This window comes from Acidobacteriota bacterium (assembly GCA_016195325.1).
Taxonomy (GTDB): domain Bacteria; phylum Acidobacteriota; class Polarisedimenticolia; order JACPZX01; family JACPZX01; genus JACPZX01.
This window is the reverse complement of record JACPZX010000081.1, coordinates 1-18,657: the sequence shown is the minus strand read 5'-3', so window position 1 is coordinate 18,657 and position 18,657 is coordinate 1. Positions and strand designations below refer to the sequence as shown.

Below are 18,657 nucleotides of genomic sequence, written 5' to 3'. Positions count from 1 at the left end.
GGCTTCGGCCGCGGCGGCGGTCGCGAGCCCGGGAAGCTCGACGCGGATGAAGGAGGCGCACGCCGCCCCCGTCGCCGGGGCCGTCACGCCCGATGTCCTCGACCGCCTGGCGCAGTTCGCCCCGACGCGCGTCGAGGCGAACCTGTCGGCCTTCGGCGCGGAAGACCGCCGGGTCATCGATCGCCTCGTCGCCGCGAGCCGCGAGATCTCGCAGATCTTCCTGCGTCAGGCCTGGGCCGACAACGGCGCCCTCCGGGAGCAGCTCCGGCGGATGGCCGCGGGAAACGCGGCGTACCGCCCGGCCCTCGCCTACTTCGATCTGAGCGCGGGGCCGTGGGATCGGCTCGACGAGAAGCCCTTCCTCGGCGATCAGGTGCGCCCCGAGGGGGCGGGCTTCTATCCCCCCGACCTGACGAAGGCGGAGTTCGAGTCCTGGATTCAGGCTCACCCGGCCGACGCCGGGGCGTTCAAGGGGCTCTACACCGTCATCCGCAGGGACGAGATGAAGGCGGGGGGACTCGTCGCCGTGCCGTACGCGAAGGAGTACGCGGCATGGCTCGCCCCGGCGGCGACCTTCCTGAAGGAGGCCGCCGGAGTGACGCGCAACGAGTCCCTCAAGAAGTACCTGCTCGCGCGCGCCGCCGCCTTCGCCTCCGGCGACTACTTCGACTCGGACATGGCCTGGATGGATCTCGACTCACCGATCGAGATCACGATCGGCCCGTACGAGACCTACGAGGATCGCCTCTTCGGCTACAAGGCGGCCTTCGAGTCGTTCGTGACGATCAAGGATCCCGTCGCGTCGGCGAAGCTCGCGGGGTACAAGAGCGAGCTGCCGGCGATGGAGCGGAACCTCCCCATCCCCGACGAGCACAAGAACCTCAACCGCGGGGCCGAGTCGCCGATCGGCGTCGTGGACGAGGTCTTCACGGCCGGCGACACGCGCGCCGGCGTGCAGACGATCGCGTACAACCTCCCGAACGACGAGAGGGTCCGCGAGGCGAAGGGGAGCAAGAAGATCCTCCTCCGAAACGTCATGGACGCGAAGTTCACCGCGATCCTGAAGCCGATCGCCGCCCGGACGATCGCGGCGGATCAGCTACCGTTCGTGACCCCCGAGGCCTTCTTCAACGAGACGCTCTTCCACGAGCTGAGCCACGGCCTGGGGCCGGGGAAGATTCGCGTGGGGGGCCGGGAGACCGAGGCGCGCCTCGAGCTGAAGGATCTCTTCTCGGCTCTCGAGGAGGCCAAGGCCGACGTCATGGGGGTCTACAACGTCTCGTTCCTTATCGGGAAGAAGGTCTTTCCGGAGTCCCTTCGCCGGGATCTGGCCGTGACGTTCGCCGCCGGGATGTTCCGCTCGGTGCGCTTCGGGATCACCGAGGCTCACGGGCAGGGGGTGGCGCTGCAGTACAACTACCTCGTCGAGCGCGGGGCGTTCGTCCTCGACACGGCGTCGGGCCGCCTGTCGGTCGACTTCGCGAAGTTCGACGAGGGGATCAAGGGGCTCGTCCACGACATCTGCATGGTCCAGGCTCTCGGGGACTACGCCGGCGCGAAGAAGCTCCTCGACACGTACGCGAAGGTGCCGCCGGACTTGCAGGCGGCGCTCGATCGGCTGAAGGGGATCCCGGTGGACATCCGGCCGATCTACGTGGGGGCGGGGGAGGAGTAGGGGAGTCAGATGTCGCGGGCGGTGAGGGTGATTCGAAGGCTGGTCATAGGGTCGGTCTTGAGCTGACTTGAAGGCACGGTCAGGCTGCCCTTCCGCACCTTTTCCCTCCCTTTGTCTTCAACCTTCCATGGCCCGATCGTGGCCGTGGTGACCACTTCGTCGCCGTTCCTGACTTCCAGCGTCACCGTGACGCTCTTGTCGTGATTCTTCCTTGGGTTCAGGACCGAGACCCAGACTTCCACTTCGACCATGCCGTCCGGGAGTTCGCGGGGTCGAAAGTAAAGGCCGCTGTCCCAGGCGCCGGCGTTGGCATAGTCGTTGGCGCGGATCGACAGGCCATCGCAGCGGTATTTCCCGAGCACCCTGTACTCGTCGGCGCTGAACCAATCGAACGAGGATCCCTTCGAGAGCCAGCGTGAGCGGTCGGCCGCGACGAAGATGGTGTCGATCACCATCGGCGACCGGAATTCCGTCGCTTCGACGGCGCCCTGGTGAGCCTGGACGGGGCCTGCTGCGAGGAGCGCGAAGGCGAGCACGGCTCGGCAGAGCACGACGAGTTGGATCATGTCAGGCGTCCTTCACCAGCGGATGGGGTACATCGGGGTTCGAGACAACTCCGCAAATCTGCAGATTGAAAGGTGGCTCACGCGCTCCGCGTGGGCAATCGTACGCCATCCCGGCATTCTACACGTCTCGGTGTCAGGCAGGCGAAATCGCCAGGCGCTCGGGCGTCAGTCTCGATGACGCCGGACTCATCGTGCGGAGTGTGGCCGGGTCTCACGAGCGAGGGCAAGAGCCCCGATCGCCGGGCGGCGACCGGGGCCCGTCGGGTCAGGCGGTCGGGGCCTGCCGGCCTCGTTTCCGGATCATCAGGGCGCCGGTCAGAAGCAGCAGCCCCGTGACGGCAATCATCCCCCATTCGGAAAGCGTGGGGATGGGGGCGATGTCCTGGAAGACCGGGATGAGCGCGTACTGGATCGAATCGTTCGGATCAGGAACGGCCGAGGTTCCAACGGTGTAGATGATGGCGCCGTAGTTGGTCCGGACCGTCGGCATCACCGAGAGCCTGACGGGGGCGCTGGTCGCTCCCGGCGCGACCGAGACGACGTCGTTGCTGGTGCCCTTGACGGCGAAGTGCCGGATGGGGCCCGGGTGGGGACGCGAGGGATCCTGCTGGCTCGCCGCGAGAAGGTCTTCGAGCGCCGCGAGATCGTCCTCGTACCATTCGCCGACGACGTTGCGCACGAACAGGGTCGTCGACTCGCAATTTCCGCCGGAGGTGCCCGCGTTGTCGAAGGTGACGAATCCGTCCCTGAGCGGCGTGTGCATGTTGCGGCCCTGGAGCATCGGCGGATCGACGTGGACGTTGAGCTGGTGGTTGCACACGACGAGGGAGTTGGGGTCCATCCCCGTGGCCAGCGACGAGACCACGTTTCCAAGCACCGTGAACCCGAGATGCACGAACTTCCCGGTGGCGATCGGAGCGAGCGCGGGCCACGTGATCGTGGTGTTCGTGCCGTCGTTCGTGAGGGTCGGAGCGCCGAACTTGGTCGCCGCGTCGGCGTTGCCCCCGTTGTTCACGTAGGGCCCGTTGTAGGAGTTGATCAGGTTCGTGTAGATGCCGGAAATGGTCCACTCGAAGCTGTTGATGGGGCCGCCGGTCGTGTTGTGATAGTCCCCGGCGAGCGAGACCACGACCTTGTTCTGGATCCAGCTCAGAGGGAGCCGGAAGATGTAGTACTCCTTGCCGGGAGTCGCCCCCGGCGAGAACGGATCGGCGAACCCGGCCGGGTTGAACCACATCCAGTGCGCGAAGGTCGCGACCGTGCCGGCGGTGCCGAAGTCCCCTGCCGATGATGTGTTGTCCTCCCCGGAGGCGATGACGCCCCCTCCCTGGTCGTAGAAGCCGACCCACTGGACGCTCGTCGTGCCCGCGGCCAGACCACCGGCGTTGCACGCCGCGATGGCCGCATTGACGCCTGCCGGGTTCGCCACGGGGAATGCCGCCGGCGGGTCCCAGTCCGGAGCGTTCGGGGCGCCGGCCGCGCAGGCTGTCCACGGGCCGACGCCCGTGACCGCCCCCGAGGCCGGCGCGGACTGGAGGAAATCTGCCAGGACGCCGGCGGTTCCCGTGTCGTCGCTTGCCGCCACCACGTAGAGATACGTGTCGCCCGCGGCCGGGAGCAGGCTTCTGGTCGCGGCGACGAGGTGGCCCTGCGTGAACGGACCCTGAAGGGCCCCGCTCACGCCCTGTCCCGTTCCCGTGCCGATGAGGTACCCCTCGTCGGCGGTCACCGTTGCGCTCTGGGCCAGCAGTGGCGACGGCGCCCATGCCGCGACGGCGAGGGCGAGCCACGCCGCGCGTGCGAGCCATCGTCGCGTTCGTCGTTCGGTTCGATGCATCACCATGAACCTCTCCTCCTTGGGATCGCGGGCCCACCCCTCGCGGATCGCCGAGATCCGGGAGCGTCGGGCCACCCTCCTCCTCCACCCGGCGCGGCGCGCGGGGGCCCTCGGCGGGGCGAGCGGGGAGCCATCGTGGTTCGCGGCGAGAGGAGTGCGTGGGCGGGAGTATACGTCGATTCGTAGACAATTAGCGAAGTTATTTATCGTCTCGAAACATCAATCAGGACGCGGGTTCTCATGAAGTGTCTCATCCGGGCGGCACGCCATGGTTCGGAGTTTGACGAGTTGCCGCGCCGGAGATCGTCCGCGTCGCGCGCCGCCGATTCCTGTCCGTTCATACCTCCTGTAACCGGGTGAACTCCGCCCCCCCTCGGGCGGGCGCCCGGAACCACAGAGGTTCGGGGAGGTGTGTGCATGACGAAGAAGCGATACCTGCGACCCGTGACGGCACTGCTGGCCCTCGCGGCCAGCGCGGCCCTCGCGGCGCCACCCGCAACGCCGAAGAAGGTCCGGCCCACGCTCGACGACATGACCGCCAGGATCGTCAAGCACGTGCGGCCCGACGGGACGGCCGAGATCACCCGCAGCTTCAGGAAGGGAATCCCATGGGACGAGTACCTCGCCGCGCTGAACGCCGAGACATCGACGAACACGACGGCTCTCGCGGTCCCGCTCGATGACCCGGGCACGAGCGCGGGCATCGTCGGCGGCACCTCCGCCCTCACGACGTGCACCCCGCCCGACAGCGACTACGACGGCGACACCTTCATCGGGACGGGAGATCAGTTTCCGCTGAGGCACGGCGAGTACGTCGCCGACCGGCCGAAGATCGTCGCCCGGTTCACCTCGCACATCGATCCGGGCGTCACGGTCCACTACACCGTCACCAACACGACGCGGAACGAGACGAACATTTTCCACGAGAGCGACCTCAAGATCATCACGTCGGTGAAGGACACGCGCGAGTTCAAGAGGAAGTTCAACGGGTCGTTCGGCTTCAAGCTCGCCAGCATCACGGGGAAGAGGCCCATCTTCAGCCTCGACCTCGGGCTCGGCGGCGAGGTCGAGAGATCCGAGACGACCACGTGGACGAGTGACAAGACCCGCACCACCGAGGACAAGTACACGGACATCCGCAACCAGGTGACGCTCACGACGGCCCAGATGGACCCGAACGCGGGGTACGTGTCCGGCGAGCTCTCCCTGTTCAACCTGTCCGACTACGCGATCGACGTGAACGTCTCCAACGTGAGGGTCGCGGTCGTGGCGTGGAGCCCGTTCACGGGCGCGAAGCTGGCCCTCGGCGACAAGACGATGCCGGGACCGTACCCGCTCCACTGGGGCGCGGGGAACAACTTCGCGACGGACTTCGTGTCGTTGACCGAGCTGGACTCGGGCGAGATGCTCAACCATCTGGCCGAGGGGTGGATCTTCGACATGGAGATCGCGGGGGGATACACGGCCGCCGAGATGTCCACCGGCCGTGATGTGGCTGCGATCATCTCGCAGGTCAATCAGAGGAATTCCCGCATCTCCATTCACTACGGGGACACGACGACGCGCGCCTACGGCCAGGTCTCAGTCTTCCAGCCGAACAACGCCTGCCTGACGGGGAAGGACCTCCTCACGACGTACGTGGGGGCGGCCAACGTCGAGTTCGACCGGCTGCCCGACGGCTCGCTCATCGTGAAGAGGATCAACCACCGCACGAACATGTTCGCGGACCGCGACTTCGATTCGCTCACCCCGACCGAGCAATCGCAGTACGGCCGTTGGATCGTGGGGTTCAGCTACGCCTCGCAGCCCCTGACGGAGTTCGATCTCGAGAACACCCTCCTCGCTCCCGAGGACAAGATCTTCTTCTACTTCGCCACGGCCGCGGACTTCCAGGAGCCGACGCCGCCGCCCGACAAGGATTCCGCCCTCGCCGTCGCGAACGACGGCACGTCCCCGGCGACGCAGCTCGTCTCGTCGGTCTCGACGTACGACACCGTGGACCTCTACGTGAAGACGGGCTTCACGATCGAGAGCGCCTACACGCAGTTCATGGGCAACATCTACAACCCGCGGTGCGGGAACGTGTACGGCGCGACGTGGTACGGCCACCGCGTCACGACCGATTCGACCCTCCACAACATCACGGTGCCGAACGCCGACTGGTACGGGCTCCAGGTGGACTTCGGCGGCCAGGGGTACCGGACCATCGCGAGCCTTCTCGCGGATCCCTCGGCCAGGGCCTCGATCACGTCGTTCCGGGGCTTCCCGAACTACGACTTCGTCCTCCACACGCTCGTCACACCGGCGATGCTCGGGAGCTATCCGACGCGCAACCTCCAGGTGAAGAGCGTCAACCCGCGGCAGACGTTCAGCGTGGGGTACGAGGGGACGAACGTCCTCGGGCAGCACGTCTCCTGCCGCTGGAGCGATCCGGGCGGCTTCTACCACAACAGCGGCGACCTGAAGGTCTGGTACAAGCTCGACAACATCGACGGGGATCTCGACCATCTCTATTCGGCCGCCCACACCGGGATCGACACCGATGACGTGAACCCGCGCCGCTTCCCGTTCGCCCCCGAGATGCTCGACGGCATCGACAACAACGAGAACAGCGTGGTGGACGAGAGCCCGCTCCTGTGCCCGTCGGGGCTCAAGAGCTACGACTCCGGCACCTGCACCCTCGACAACCGGCTCGGCTGGTACCCGGCGTCGCCGAACACCCTGCTCGAGCAGCGCTTCAAGAAGGCCGACGGCACGTATACGGCGTGGACGACGGTGGGCAGCGGCCTGACGTCGTACTCGTTCGTCATGACCTCCGATGCGACCGTGACGTCGATGGAGATCCGGACGACGTACTACCCGGCGGGCGGCGGGTCGTTCGCCGGCGTCACGTCGATCGACCACCTGCCGGGAGGCGACGTGCCGGTCTTCGCGGCGGGCGTGGACGTCCAGGCGGAGGCGGGAAGGCTCATCATTCCGATGCGGACCGACGTGTCGGGGCTCGACACGTACGTGAGCGTCCCCCTGGGGACGGTCGCGTTCGGTCCGGCCTCGGCGGACTACCGGTTCAGCGTCACGCAGACGGGCGACTACCAGATCTGGTCGCGCGTCTATGCGACCAACTCCGGTGACGACTCGTTCATCGTGATGGTCTTCAACCCGCAGGGGCAGCCGATCGACTTCGGCTTCGGCACATCGGCGCAGTTCCGGTTCGAGGTCTCGAGCCCGGCCTACGGGTACGGGGCCTTCAACTGGACGCGCGTCGGACACTGGAACCCGTACGTGACCCCCGAGCAGTTCATGAACCCGATCCTCTATCACCTGACTCCGGGGACGTACATGGTGTCGTTCAAGCCGCGCGAGCTCGGGGCGAGGCTCGACAAGCTGAGGCTGGAGAAGTACTGCGTCGACGCCGATGGAGACGGCGTGACGGTCTGCGCGGGCGACTGCAACGACAACAACCCCGCCGTCTACCCGGGGCACGCGGAGGTCTGCGGCAACGGGATCGACGACGACTGCGACGGCTACGTCGACGAAGGTTGCGGCGGCGGCGGAGGCGGCTCGCCGGTCTTCAAGAAGGTGGTCGAGTAGTCGAAGCGGCCTCGACCGAAGTCAGCGCATCCTCGACCCCGGCCGTCCGATTCGCGCGGCCGGGGTTTTCTTATCCGGGAGGGTCTGGTAATCTCGTTCCCATTCAATGGGGAAAGGAATCGGGGGACCCGCGGGCGGGCGGCCTGCGGGGAGCATCCTTTCCTCGCCGGGCGCGGGTCCGGCTCACATGCAGGACAGCGACGAGAAAGAGCTCCTGGCCTCGATCTCCGCGGGGGGGGTGTCCGCGTGGGAGCGGTTTCTCGCCGCCTCCGCGGACGCGATCTTCCGGGTGATCCGCCTCTTCGCGGACGGCTACGACGACCGGATGGATCTCTTCCTCTTCGTCTGCGCGCGCCTCAAGGAAAACGACATGAGGCGGGTGCGCGCGTACCGGTACCGCCCCGAAGCCCCGTGCCGCTTCTCGACGTACCTGTCGGTCGTCGTCAAGAACATCGCGCTGGACTTCATCCGAGCGCGCGACGGCCGCTTCCGTCCCTTCCGCACCGTCGAGGGGATGGACGAGACCGATCGGCTCCTCTTCGAGTACCACCTGCGCGACGGCCGCCCGCTCGCGGAGGTGAAGGAGACGCTCTCCGGCCGCCACGGCATCCGGCTCACTCCGGGCGAGATCGAGACGCGCGCGGAGCGCGTCCAGTCGAGCCTCTCCGCCAGCCAGAGGTGGCGGCTTCTCTCGCGGCTCTTCGAGAGGCGTCGCCCCGTCAGCGTCGAGGCGGTCGGCGAGGCGGCCTTCGAGGGCGATCGCGCGAGCCCGCGCCGCGGGTTCGACGGGGATCCGGAAGGCCCGATGCGCTCGCGCGAGGCCGATCTCGCCTTTCACGAGGCGATGGAGTCGATGCCGCCGAGGCAGCGCCTGGCCGTCGTCCTCCGCTATCGCGACGGGCTCGGGCCTCACGACGTGGCGGAGGTTCTGTCGGTGTCGAAGGGGGAGGCGGAGAAGCTGGCGCGCGAGGGGGTCGAGCGCCTGCGGCTCGGGCTGAAGCGTCATGGCGTCGCGCGCCCCGACCTCGAGTCGTCGGGGATGTCGTCGTTCTGGCCGGTGTGAGGGAGTGGCGCACGTGAGAGAGCATCCGGACGAGCTCGTGACGGCGGCGTATCTCGACGGGACGCTCGAGGCGGGCGCGCGCGACGGCGTCGAGGCGCACCTCGCGGAGTGCGGGGAGTGCCGGTCGGGCGTCGTCCTCCTGAGAGGGGCGGCCTCCTCGGCGCCCCAGGCGGTCCCCGCGGAGTGGATTCGATCCGCTCGCGCCCCCCGGGGCGCCGCCGGGACATCGACCGAGCCGCCGGCGGAGTCGTTCACCTCACGCCTCGTGAGCGCGCTGGCCGCCGGAGTCGTGATCGCCGTTGCCATGGGAATGTGGTTCACGACGACGACCGTCCCATCGACCAGCCGCATCACCGGATACCGCGGGGCTTCGGGAGGAGCCTTCGAGGGGATGAGGCCCGCCGCGGGATCCACGGAGCGGGCCGCCTCCCTCGCGTTTCACTGGCCGGCCGTCGCGGGTGCCGATCGCTACGTCATCAACGTGGAGAGCGCCGCGGGTGAGGCGCTCGGGACGATCGAGGCGCGCGCCGGCGCGACGTCGGCCGCGTGGCCGGCCGGCACGGCGACACCCCCCGCGGGGACGCTGATCTGGCGAATCCGTGCGATGGCGCTCGACCGCGTGATCGCGGAGAGCCGCCCGACGGCCTTCGAGATCCGCTGATGCGCTCGGGCTGCCGGATCCGCCTCGCCGTTCTCCTGGCCCTGGCGCTGGCGGTGTCCGCCGCCGCCCGCGCCGGCGAGGTCGAGGCTCCGGCGTTCACCGAGGCCGCGCGGGCCGCCGCCGCGCGCGGCGACGCGAAGGCGATCGCGAAGCTCGTGGCGGCCGACAGGGCCACCGCGTACGAGGCGGCCGATCGCCTCCTGGAAGAGGGGACATCCGACAGCCTGGCGCTCGCGGAAACCATCGCCTCCCGGTACGCCGCGAGCTATGACGACGCGGCGCTCGCCGATCGCGTGGCCCTCTTCCGCTCGTTCACCGCGGCCCAGGTCGAGCGGCGTCGCCTTGCGGTCGCGCGGAAGAAGGAGGCGATCACCGCTCTCGGCGAGGGGCGGACGGCCGACTCGCTCGCGGGGTTCGAGAGCTCCCTCGTCGATTTTCGCGAGCTGGGCGACCTTCGCGAGGAGGGGAGGTGCCTGTCGAACCTCGGCGCGGTCCTCGCGGTGACCGGAAAGGCCGACGAGGCGCTGGCGAGGCTCGAGGAGGCCGCCGCCACGTCGCGCCGCGCCGGCGACCGGGGTCAGCTCGCGGCGATCTTCCTCAACCGCGCCTACGTCGTCGGCGATCTCGGCGATGTCCGGAGCGAGCGCTCGCTCCTCACGGAGGCGATCGTCATCTCCCGCGAGAACGCCGACGCGCCGGCCGAGGGGCGCGCCCTTGCCGTCCTCGGCGGGCTGCTCGAGAAGCTGGGGGAGGCGGAGCCGGCCACGGACGCCCTCCGCCGCTCGCTCGCGGTCGCGAGGCGGATCGGCGATGCCGAGATGGAGAGCGCGGCGTGGTTCAACCTCGCCGGGATTCGCGAGAAGCAGGGGGATTTCGCGGGTACCGTGCGCTTCATCCGCCGCTCGATCGACGCGGCGCACCGCGGCGGCCTGACGCAGGCGGAGGCCGACTCGAGGCTCCGCCTCGTGACGCTCGCGAGGGGCCAGGGCGACTACGCGACCGCGACGCGGGAGGTCGCCGAGGCGCGCGCGGTGATCGCGACCACCGACGATTCGATCCTGAGGTCGGGCGCGGACGACGAGGAGGCGATTCTCCTGTCGTCCATGGGGGAGTACGAGAGATCGCTGCCCCTCTTCGCCAGCGCGGAGAGCCTCCTCGAGGGGACCGACGCGTCGGGGCAGCTCAGCTCGATCCTGGGAGGGCGCGCGGTCTCCCTCTACTACCTCGGGAGGTACACCGAGGCGGAGGAGAGCCTCACCCGGGCGATCGCGCTGGCGGCCGCCGCGGCGCGGCCGGATCTCGAGGCGACGCAGCGCATGAGCCTTGGCGTCCTCGTCTCGGCGCTCGGGGAGGGGGCGCGCGGCCTCGGCGAGTTCGAGAAGGCGGCGGGGATCTACCGGACCACTGGCGACCTGGTCGGGCTTGCCGAGGTGCTCGACGGGGTCGGCAACCTGAGGTTTCGCTCGGGGGATCTCACCGGCGCACGGGAGGAGCTCGAGGAGGCGGTCGCCGCCTTCCCGCCCGAAGCGAGCCCGCTGCAGCGGGCCGAGGCGCGCAAGGACCTCGCCCTCGTCGAGTTCGCCTCGGGCCCGGCGCGCCGCGACGCCGGACGCGCGCGGCTGAAGGAGGCGCTCGACGGGTTCACGGCCCTGGACGATCTTCTCGGGGTGGTCCACTGCGGCCTCATCGAGGTCGAGGAGGATCTCGGGATCGCCGCCCCGGCGGCGGCGCGCGCGGCCCTCGAGCGGACCTCCCGGTTCGCCCGCGGCCGGCGGACGACGGAGTTCGGCTGGCAGACCGAGCTGATGGAAGGGCGCGTGCTCGAAGCGGAGAAGAAGCCCGCCGCGGCCGCGAAGGCCTACGCGCGATCCATCGCCGAGGTGGAGGAGCTCAGGGCTGGGGTGCGCGCGGCTCCCTGGCGCGCGGCCATCCTCGACGACCGGATCGCCCCGTACCGCGCGCTGTCACGCCTCGACGCCGAGTCGGGAGACGCCGAGAAGGGCTACCGCATCGCGCGCGCCGCGAAGGCGCGGGGCTTCACCGATCGCCTCGAGTTCCCCGCGTGGGAGCCCGCCGCGTCGACCGCCGCAGCCACGGAGCCCCCCGTGACGACCGCGGGGGTCCCGTCCGCCGCTTTCCGGCGGCTCCTCGGGCCGGACGAGGCGGTCCTCGACTTCTTCTACGACGACGCCGGTCTCGGCCTCTACGTCGCGCGGCGCGACGGCGTCGTCTTCCGGCGTGTGGCGTCACGCGACACGTCGATCGACCCGCTCGTCGAGGCGGTGCGGTATCCCGGGCGGCCCGCGGCCGCCGGGTCGGCGGTCGCCGAGAGCTGGTCGCGCGCCGCGGCCCGCCTGGGCGAGCGGATCTTCGTCCCCATCGCGGCCGATCTCGACGGCATCGACCACCTATTCATCGTCCCGAACGGCCCGCTTCACGCCGTTCCCTTCGCGGCGATCGGTGCCCCGGGGGGGCGCGCGATCGATCGCTTCACGCTCACCGTTCTCCCCGCCGCCGAGGCGCTCCTGTCGCGCGGTCGTTCTCCCCGGGAGGGATTCGCCCGCACGCTCGCGCTCGGCGATCCCGCGACGCCGGAATCGTCGCGACTCCCGGGGGCGGCCGAAGAAGCGCGGGCCGTGGCAGCGTCAGCCGGGCGCCTGGGCGATCTGCTGCTCGGGGTCGAGGCGCGGGAGTCGGCCGTCAAGAAGCGCGGCGGCGCCTACGGCGTCCTCCACGTCGCCGCGCACGCCCGCATCGATCCAATTCAGCCCGCCCGGTCGGCGCTCCTCCTCGCTCCGGGCGATGGGGACGACGGCCGGCTCGAGGCGGGTGAGATCGCGGCGATTCCGATCTCCGCCTCGCTCGTGGTCCTCAGCGGGTGCGGCGCCGCCGCCGAAGGAGGGCTCGCGCACGGGCGAACGGCCGGCGACGAGCTCGACGGGCTGGCCCGCGCCTTCCTGACCGCCGGGGCCGGGACGGTCATCGCCGGGCTCTGGGAGGCCGACGATCGCGCGTCACGCAGGATCGTGCCGCGCCTCTTCGAGCTCCTCGCGGAGCATCCCCCGGAGCTGGCCGTGCGGTTGGTGCAGAGCGAGATGATCGCGGGTCGGCTCGTGGACTCCGACGGAGCCCGCTTCGACCATCCCTTCTATTGGGCCGGCCTCGCGGCCTACGGCGCCGGCACGCCCACCGTCCCGGGCTCCGCGCGGGCCTCGGCGCGCGGGGACGGTTCCGTCGAGCCGGCGCGCCGGTAGGGGGCGAGCGCCAGCAGGGCGCGCAGCGTCAGAAACGTGGAGCCCGGGGCCGCATGGTCCTTCGCGCTCGGCGACCAGCAGCCATCCGATCCCTGGGACGCGAGGAGAACCCGGGCCGCTTCGTCCCCGAGCGCCTCCCCCCCTCCGGCGCGCAGAGCCTCGGCGGTCGGCAGGTTCGCCCACTCGAACAGATCTTCCGGGGGCGCCGGACCGGTCGGATGGTGCGCGGCAGCCCAGGCACGGAGGGCACCGACGATGTCGCCGGCGAGAGCGGCGTCCGGCGGGCCGCCCGCCGCGCCCAGGGCGACCAGCATCCCCAGGTGGTACCCCTCGTAGAACGTCCCGCGATCCGCGGGAGCGGCCGCCGCGTCGCGCTTGAATTCGGCGACCAGACGATCGAACGGCTTCCTGGCGGCGGTCCCTTCGATCCCGGTTGCCTGCAGGAGCCTGACGCACCACGCCTCGTCGGCGCTCCGGCGGAAGCGCTCCTCACCCTCGTAGAGGTGCTCCGGGAGCCACCCGCCGTCATCCATGGCGGCGGCGACCTCGCGCGCGCCCTCCTCGTCGCGGTAGAGCCACGAGACGAAGCAGAAAGTGTCGAGGGCGACGCCGCTGGCGTGCGGATCGCGCGAGACGTTGGTGAACCCGCGCCCGCGCCAGAGCGGGAGCGCCCCCCTCAGCGCCTCGTCCGCGCGGCCGGCCATGGAGGCGAGAGGCTCGGAAAGCTGTCCCGCGCGCGCGAGGAGGACGAGCACCGTGTCGGCGTCGATGGCGCGATACGTCAGCTTCGACGAGCCTGGCGGGCGCGGCACGTCCTCGCCGGGGTAGACGTACTCGAGATACCGATCCCGGAAGCCGTCACCGGCGTGCCGCGCCGCGGCGCAGGCCGCCCCCCGCTCGAAGGCGCGCGCCACCGTCTCGGAATCGACCTCCGGGCCCGAGGTGCCGGCGGTCAGCGCGGAGGCGAGGGCCCACGCGGCTGCGGCATGCGTCCATCTCATGTCTCTCTGTTAACGGACAGGATCTCAGGGCGCGGCCAGAATCTCGATGACCGCTGCGACCAGATCCTGCATGGGGAAGGGCTTCGTCAGCACCCGAGCCGCCCCCAGCCTGGCGGCCAGGGTCAGGTAGTTCTTCGCGTCGATCCGGCCGCCTCCCGAGATGCCGATGATCCGGATCTTCGGTCTCAGGGCGCGCAGCTTCTGGATCGCCTCGAGTCCGTCCATCTCGGGCATGAGCATGTCGGTGACGAAGAGATCGATCTCGGACTCGCGGGCGCGCGCGATCGCCTGAACGCCGTCGGCGGCCTCGACGACCTCATGTCCGGCATGCTCGAGCGTCAGGCGCAGGACCGCTCTCAGGTTCGGGTCGTCGTCGGCCACCAGGATGCGAGCCATCCGGTACCTCCGCGCAGGTGTCAGGGCTTTGCGGGCGGTCCCTCTTTCCACGAGAAGACGTAGGCGGCACCGCTGAGCGGCTCGCCGTCGGCTTCGGCGTACGGGTAGAGCAGGAAGTTGATCGAGGCTCCGGCCTGAGGGGGGGACAGGACGATGTCCCGGCCGACGCTGTACGTGATCCGATCCGCGTCCAGGTTTCCGAAGTAGTAGTCGCGGTGGCCGCCGGGGGCGGCGCCGTCGACCGGGTCGACCGGAATCCACCCATGGCCGTCGAGGTAGAACTCCGACCAGCAATGGTGCTCCGTGAGACTCCCCTCCGGGGCGTCCACGGGCAGCTTGAAGCCGGTGACCATGCGGGCGGGAATGCCCGAGGCGCGAGCCAGGGCCTCGAAGACGACGTTCAGATCGGTGCAGTTGCCGCCCTTCGACATGAGCGCGTACTTGAGATCGCCCTGGCCCCAGCCCGATCCGCTCCGCCCGTACTTGATGTTGAGGACGACGTAGTCGTAGATCGCGCGCGCCCTGTCGACCGGGGCGGCCTTGCCGGCCGTGACTTTGGACGCGAGGCTCTTCACGTCGGCGTCGATCGGCGCGAGGCGGTCCCCCTTCAGGTACGTCGCGAGGTTCGCGGGTTTCGGGGGCGCGACGGCCGGCTTCGCCTTGAGATCGGGATGGCGGACCTCTTCGCGCTCGAGGGTGAACCTGGTGTTGATGTTGATCGACACGCCGCCGCGCGGCCCGGAGTGGAAGTGGGTCAACCGGTTGCCGTTCGCGGGCTCCGTCTCGACGCCGCCGTCGCCCGGAGAGTAGATGACGAGATCGCGGACCTTCTGCCCCTCGGTCTCCACGGGGATGGGCACCCAGACGTCGAAGGCCTGCTTGTCCTTGGGAGGGTGCTCGTACAGTGTCGTGTAGGAGAAGAGAACCCGCCGCGTACTCTTATGAGCCGGGGCCGGAGCCGCGGCCCCGGGGCCCGGGGGCTTCGGCTGGGAGGTGGTCGTCCTCGCCGCGGCGGGGGCGGCCAGAGCCGCGGTACATGCCAGGGCGACGAGCGTCGATCGTGCGGTCGCGAGCGTCATCGAGGGATTTCCTCCGTCGAGCGCTCCCAATCTAGCACAGCGCCCGCGGCGGGCCGGATCGTCGCGCTGAATCGGGCGCCGACGCGACGGGCCGCTAGGCCGCTCCGGCCGCTCCGGGGCCGCGTTTCCGGAACCCGCCGCGCTGCATGTCCCCCCAGCCGCGGCGATTGCGCAGGAATTGCCAGAACGCCTGCACCTTCGACAGCGAGAGGATCTGGCGGTAGCCGAAATTCTCGAGGATCCCGTACACGACGAGCTTCGTCAGATCGAGCCAGCCCGGGTAGCGCCGGAAGGAGATCTCCTCGAGAAGGATCGCGGCGATGGAGAGGAAGACGCCGTAGAAAACGGCGAGGGCCGCGAAGAGGAAGAAGAACTCCCAATTGATGATGCCGAGGATCACCGAGATCGTCACCGCGATGTAGCCGAGCAGCTCGACGAACGGACCGAGGGTCTCGAAGAAGAGGAAGTACGGAAAAGCGAAGGCGCCGATGATGCCGAACCGGGGATTGAACAGGATCGCCTTGTGGCGCCAGAGGGACTGGAGCAGGCCCCGGTGCCACCGGTTCCGCTGGCGGATGAGCACCGCCATCTTCGTCGGGACCTCGGTCCAGCAGACCGGATCGGGGACGAAGACGATGCGGTACTTCGCGCGCTTGCGCCGGCAGCTCTCGTGGAGCCTCACCACCAGCTCGAGATCCTCGGTATCCGACGTGGAGTCGTAGCCGCCGATCTGGATCACCTCGCTCTTCTTGTACAGGCCGAAGGCCCCCGAGATGATGAGGAGCGACCGCATCACGCTCCACCCGATGCGCCCGGTGAGGAAGGCGCGCAGGTACTCCACCACCTGGAAGATCGGCAGCGCCCGGTCGGGGAGCCGGATGTCGGTCACCCTCCCCTCGTGGACGGAGCAGCCGTTCGCGATGCGGACGATGCCGCCGACGGCGACCATCTCCCGGGGGTGCTCCATGAACGGCTTCACCACGCGCAGCAGCGCGTTCTCCTCGATGATCGAGTCGGCGTCGACCGAGCAGAAGAGGGGAAACCTCGCCACGTTGATGCCGGCGTTGAGGGCGTCGGACTTGCCCCCCTTCTCCTTGTCGATGACGACGAGGTTGGGCATCATCAGGTTTCCGTACAGCCCGCGGATGTTCTTCGTGGGAATCGAGCGCCGGTAGACCTTGTCGAGCCGCCGCAGCTCGAACGCCTCGATGAGGTTCTTGAGCGTCCGGTCGGTCGAGCCGTCGTTGATGATGACGACCTCGAACTCGCCGTAGTTCACCATCTGCAGCGAGCGAACCGTCTCGACGATGGTCTTCTCCTCGTTGTGCGCCGGCACGAGAATCGAGATGGGCCAGGTGAGATCCGACGCGAGGATGTGCTGGTAGTCGCTGAAGAACGTCCGCTTGACGAACTTCAGGACCTCGAAGAGCGAGACGAAGAAGAGGAAGAGGTACGTCGCGTTCAGCGCGACGAAGTACAGCAGGACGAAGTCGTTGAAGAGGACGACGCCGTCGATGACGATGTGTCTCAACGTTCTCCTCTCACGCGACCGGGGCCGGCAGGCCCAGCAGCGCCGCCAGCCGTTGGCGGACCATGCGGTCGGGGTGATCGCGCGCGACCTCGGTGAGCAGGTCGGTGCGGCGCAGCTTGACGAGCTTCGCCATGATGCCGAGCGCGCGCGTCTGCTCGCCCGGCGCGGTCGAGACCAGCATGCCGACGAAGGTGTCGAGGACGCCGCTCTCCTGGAGCATCTGCACCGACTGCTGCGCCGCATACGGGTCGTCGGAGTCCAGGACGTGCAGCAGGGCGTCCTGCCCCGCGCCTCCCTTCCCCCTCAGGGCCTCGGCCGCGTTGGCGCGCACCCACCATTGCGCGTCCGAGAGGGCCGCCGACAGCGCCGGGACGCTGTCCGTCTCCCGGAGGCGCCCGAGGGCCTTCGCCGCCATCGCGCGCACGGACCACTCCCGGTCGTTCAGGCACGCGGCGAGGGCGCCCGCGTTCGTCGGATCCCCAATCATCCCGAGCGCGTAGGCGGCGCGCGCGCGCAGGTCCGCGACGGGATCCTTCAGGAGGTCGAGGAGCAGCCGGCTCGCCCGGAGGCTCTTGATCCGGCCGAAGATGTCGATGGCGGAGATCCGGGCGGCGTCCGGCAGGTTGCGGAACTCCTCGAGCAGCACGTCCACCGCGTCGTCGCCGGCGGCGATGAGCATCCCGCCGACGCGGATCGCGGACCAGCGGCCGGCGTCGCGGAGCGCGCCGACCAGGGGCCGGAGCGATTCGGGGGTTCCGATGCCCCCCAGCGCCTGCGCCGCACGGATCCTCACCTCGGGCATCGGATCGGACATCACCTCGATCAGACGCCGCGTCGGCTTCTCGCTCGCCATCAGCCCGAGCTTCTCGGCCGCCTCCGCGCGCAGCCACCAGCGGCGGCTGTCGAGCTGCTTCGTGTAGTGATCGACCATGCCCAGCCGCTCGAAGGCCTCGCGGGCGCGGGTGTTCACGTTCCCCCGCGCCACGCGCAGGAGGTCGAAGAAGATCTTCTCGATGACGAGCCAGTCGCGGCGGGTCACCCCGGAGGGGAGGAACTTCTCCACGGGCTCGGTTCCCATCACGTAGCGGAAGAGCGCCGGCTCCATCTCGGTCCGCCGCCGCGCCGCGAACCCCTCCCGCGACTCGCGCCACGCCTTGTTGACGACGATGATGAGGAGGAGGAAGAGGAAGACGATCGACACCGTCCAGAGGACGGTGACGACGAGGTCGTAGACCCCCGCGGTGGACAGGACGAAGGGCTGGGTCATGCGCCGGCGGGGCGCCGGTCGAGGATCTTCTTCACGCGCGCCAGGAGCTCCAGGGCGTTGAAGGGCTTCCGGATGTAGTCGTCGGCGCCCAGCTCGAAGCAGCGGAGCACGTCGGACTCCCGGTCTTTCATCGACAGGACGATGATGGGGAGCTGACGCGTGGCCGGGCTGTTCCTGAGGCTCCGCGTGATCTCGAAGCCGTCGTGGTAGGGCATGACGAGGTCCATGATCACGAGATCGGGCTGAGCCTCGCGAATGCGCTGAAGCGCCTTCTCGCCGTCCTCCGCCGTGGTGACCTCGTAGCCGGAGTCGGTGAGGAGCGCCGCGAGGAACTTGAGGACGATGGGATCGTCGTCGGCGACGACGATCTTCCTCCCCGCCTTCGTGCCCGTCATCGGTTCGTCCCCCCGGGCGCGCCGAGCTTGAACCGGATCCTCGCCCCGAACTCCGTGCTCGCGAACCCCGATCCGCTCGCGAGGGCCAGGTTGGTCCATCCGCCGTAGATCTCGCCCGTGATCCCGGGGCGGAAGTCCCACGTGCCGGCCGCATGGTATCCCTGCACGGTGTCGGTGTCGCGCGAGCCCGCGCGGATCCCGACGACCTGCCACCCCAGCGAGACGGCGGCGTTCCACCCGAAGCGCGAGCCGATCCGGTCGCTCACGTCGACGCCGCCCAGATTGGCGAGGTAGGCGTTCGGGCAGAAGTAGCCGGTGCCGGGATCGTCGCAGGAGTACTC

Annotated in this window: 14 protein-coding genes; 5 read left to right on the top strand and 9 right to left on the bottom strand. The window is 69.4% G+C overall.

Annotated elements, in window-relative coordinates; genetic code table 11:
• The first annotated feature begins 46 nt into the window (after window positions 1-46).
• Window positions 47-1,675, top strand: a complete 1,629-nt coding sequence (locus tag HY049_15230) for a hypothetical protein (protein MBI3450253.1) — start codon at window positions 47-49, stop codon at window positions 1,673-1,675.
• 5 nt (window positions 1,676-1,680) lie between these two features.
• Here the strand turns inward: HY049_15230 and HY049_15225 are convergent, their stop codons facing one another.
• Window positions 1,681-2,241, bottom strand: coding sequence for a hypothetical protein (locus HY049_15225; protein ID MBI3450252.1), 561 nt, complete (start codon window positions 2,239-2,241; stop codon window positions 1,681-1,683).
• 265 nt (window positions 2,242-2,506) lie between these two features.
• Entirely contained in the window at window positions 2,507-4,153 is a 1,647-nt protein-coding gene (locus HY049_15220) for an IPTL-CTERM sorting domain-containing protein (protein MBI3450251.1), read from the bottom strand.
• Window positions 4,154-4,495: 342 nt separating this feature from the next.
• Here HY049_15220 and HY049_15215 point away from each other — a divergent pair, with 342 nt between their 5' ends.
• From HY049_15215 to HY049_15200, 4 genes are all read left to right on the top strand, one after another.
• The gene (locus HY049_15215; protein ID MBI3450250.1) at window positions 4,496-7,669 is read left to right on the top strand and encodes a putative metal-binding motif-containing protein; all 3,174 of its coding nucleotides are present in this window, start codon (window positions 4,496-4,498) and stop codon (window positions 7,667-7,669) included.
• A 187-nt stretch (window positions 7,670-7,856) separates the two neighbouring features.
• Window positions 7,857-8,732 carry a sigma-70 family RNA polymerase sigma factor gene (locus HY049_15210; GenBank protein ID MBI3450249.1) on the top strand — a complete coding sequence of 292 codons (876 nt, stop codon included), beginning with the start codon at window positions 7,857-7,859 and terminating at the stop codon, window positions 8,730-8,732.
• A 13-nt stretch (window positions 8,733-8,745) separates the two neighbouring features.
• Window positions 8,746-9,393, top strand: coding sequence for a zf-HC2 domain-containing protein (locus tag HY049_15205; GenBank protein ID MBI3450248.1), 648 nt, complete (start codon window positions 8,746-8,748; stop codon window positions 9,391-9,393).
• On the top strand, window positions 9,393-12,647 hold the full coding sequence (locus HY049_15200; GenBank protein MBI3450247.1) for a CHAT domain-containing protein: 3,255 nt from the start codon (window positions 9,393-9,395) through the stop codon (window positions 12,645-12,647). Before HY049_15205 ends, HY049_15200 begins: the two co-directional genes overlap by 1 nt.
• Here HY049_15200 and HY049_15195 read toward each other — a convergent pair.
• The 7 genes from HY049_15195 to HY049_15165 all read right to left on the bottom strand — a co-directional run.
• On the bottom strand, window positions 12,563-13,648 hold the full coding sequence (locus HY049_15195) for a hypothetical protein (GenBank protein ID MBI3450246.1): 1,086 nt from the start codon (window positions 13,646-13,648) through the stop codon (window positions 12,563-12,565). The two genes, HY049_15200 and HY049_15195, sit on opposite strands and share 85 nt — an antisense overlap.
• Window positions 13,649-13,672: 24 nt before the next feature.
• Window positions 13,673-14,044, bottom strand: coding sequence for a response regulator (locus tag HY049_15190; protein ID MBI3450245.1), 372 nt, complete (start codon window positions 14,042-14,044; stop codon window positions 13,673-13,675).
• 20 nt (window positions 14,045-14,064) lie between these two features.
• Window positions 14,065-15,123 (bottom strand): transglutaminase domain-containing protein, encoded by a 1,059-nt coding sequence (locus HY049_15185; protein ID MBI3450244.1) that lies wholly within the window; start codon window positions 15,121-15,123, stop codon window positions 14,065-14,067.
• A 94-nt stretch (window positions 15,124-15,217) separates the two neighbouring features.
• Entirely contained in the window at window positions 15,218-16,654 is a 1,437-nt protein-coding gene (locus tag HY049_15180) for a glycosyltransferase (protein ID MBI3450243.1), read from the bottom strand.
• Between the two features lie 10 nt (window positions 16,655-16,664).
• On the bottom strand, window positions 16,665-17,921 hold the full coding sequence (locus HY049_15175) for a HEAT repeat domain-containing protein (protein MBI3450242.1): 1,257 nt from the start codon (window positions 17,919-17,921) through the stop codon (window positions 16,665-16,667).
• A complete protein-coding gene (locus HY049_15170; GenBank protein MBI3450241.1) occupies window positions 17,918-18,316 on the bottom strand; it encodes a response regulator in 399 nt (132 codons plus the stop codon). The genes HY049_15175 and HY049_15170 overlap by 4 nt, the downstream gene beginning before the upstream one ends.
• A partial coding sequence (locus HY049_15165) for a hypothetical protein (protein ID MBI3450240.1) occupies window positions 18,313-18,657 on the bottom strand: 345 nt, incomplete at its 5' end. The genes HY049_15165 and HY049_15170, both read right to left, overlap by 4 nt.

What these genes read in the sequence shown, in the direction of transcription:
- HY049_15200 (MBI3450247.1), top strand. Translation starts at nt 9,393, where the DNA reads ATGCGCTCGGGCTGCCGGATCCGCCTCGCCGTTCTCCTGGCCCTGGCG.
- HY049_15190 (MBI3450245.1), bottom strand. Translation starts at nt 14,044, where the DNA reads ATGGCTCGCATCCTGGTGGCCGACGACGACCCGAACCTGAGAGCGGTC.
- HY049_15185 (MBI3450244.1), bottom strand. Translation starts at nt 15,123, where the DNA reads ATGACGCTCGCGACCGCACGATCGACGCTCGTCGCCCTGGCATGTACC.
- HY049_15215 (MBI3450250.1), top strand. Translation starts at nt 4,496, where the DNA reads ATGACGAAGAAGCGATACCTGCGACCCGTGACGGCACTGCTGGCCCTC.
- HY049_15195 (MBI3450246.1), bottom strand. Translation starts at nt 13,648, where the DNA reads ATGAGATGGACGCATGCCGCAGCCGCGTGGGCCCTCGCCTCCGCGCTG.
- HY049_15175 (MBI3450242.1), bottom strand. Translation starts at nt 17,921, where the DNA reads ATGACCCAGCCCTTCGTCCTGTCCACCGCGGGGGTCTACGACCTCGTC.
- HY049_15170 (MBI3450241.1), bottom strand. Translation starts at nt 18,316, where the DNA reads ATGACGGGCACGAAGGCGGGGAGGAAGATCGTCGTCGCCGACGACGAT.
- HY049_15230 (MBI3450253.1), top strand. Translation starts at nt 47, where the DNA reads ATGAAGGAGGCGCACGCCGCCCCCGTCGCCGGGGCCGTCACGCCCGAT.
- HY049_15225 (MBI3450252.1), bottom strand. Translation starts at nt 2,241, where the DNA reads ATGATCCAACTCGTCGTGCTCTGCCGAGCCGTGCTCGCCTTCGCGCTC.
- HY049_15210 (MBI3450249.1), top strand. Translation starts at nt 7,857, where the DNA reads ATGCAGGACAGCGACGAGAAAGAGCTCCTGGCCTCGATCTCCGCGGGG.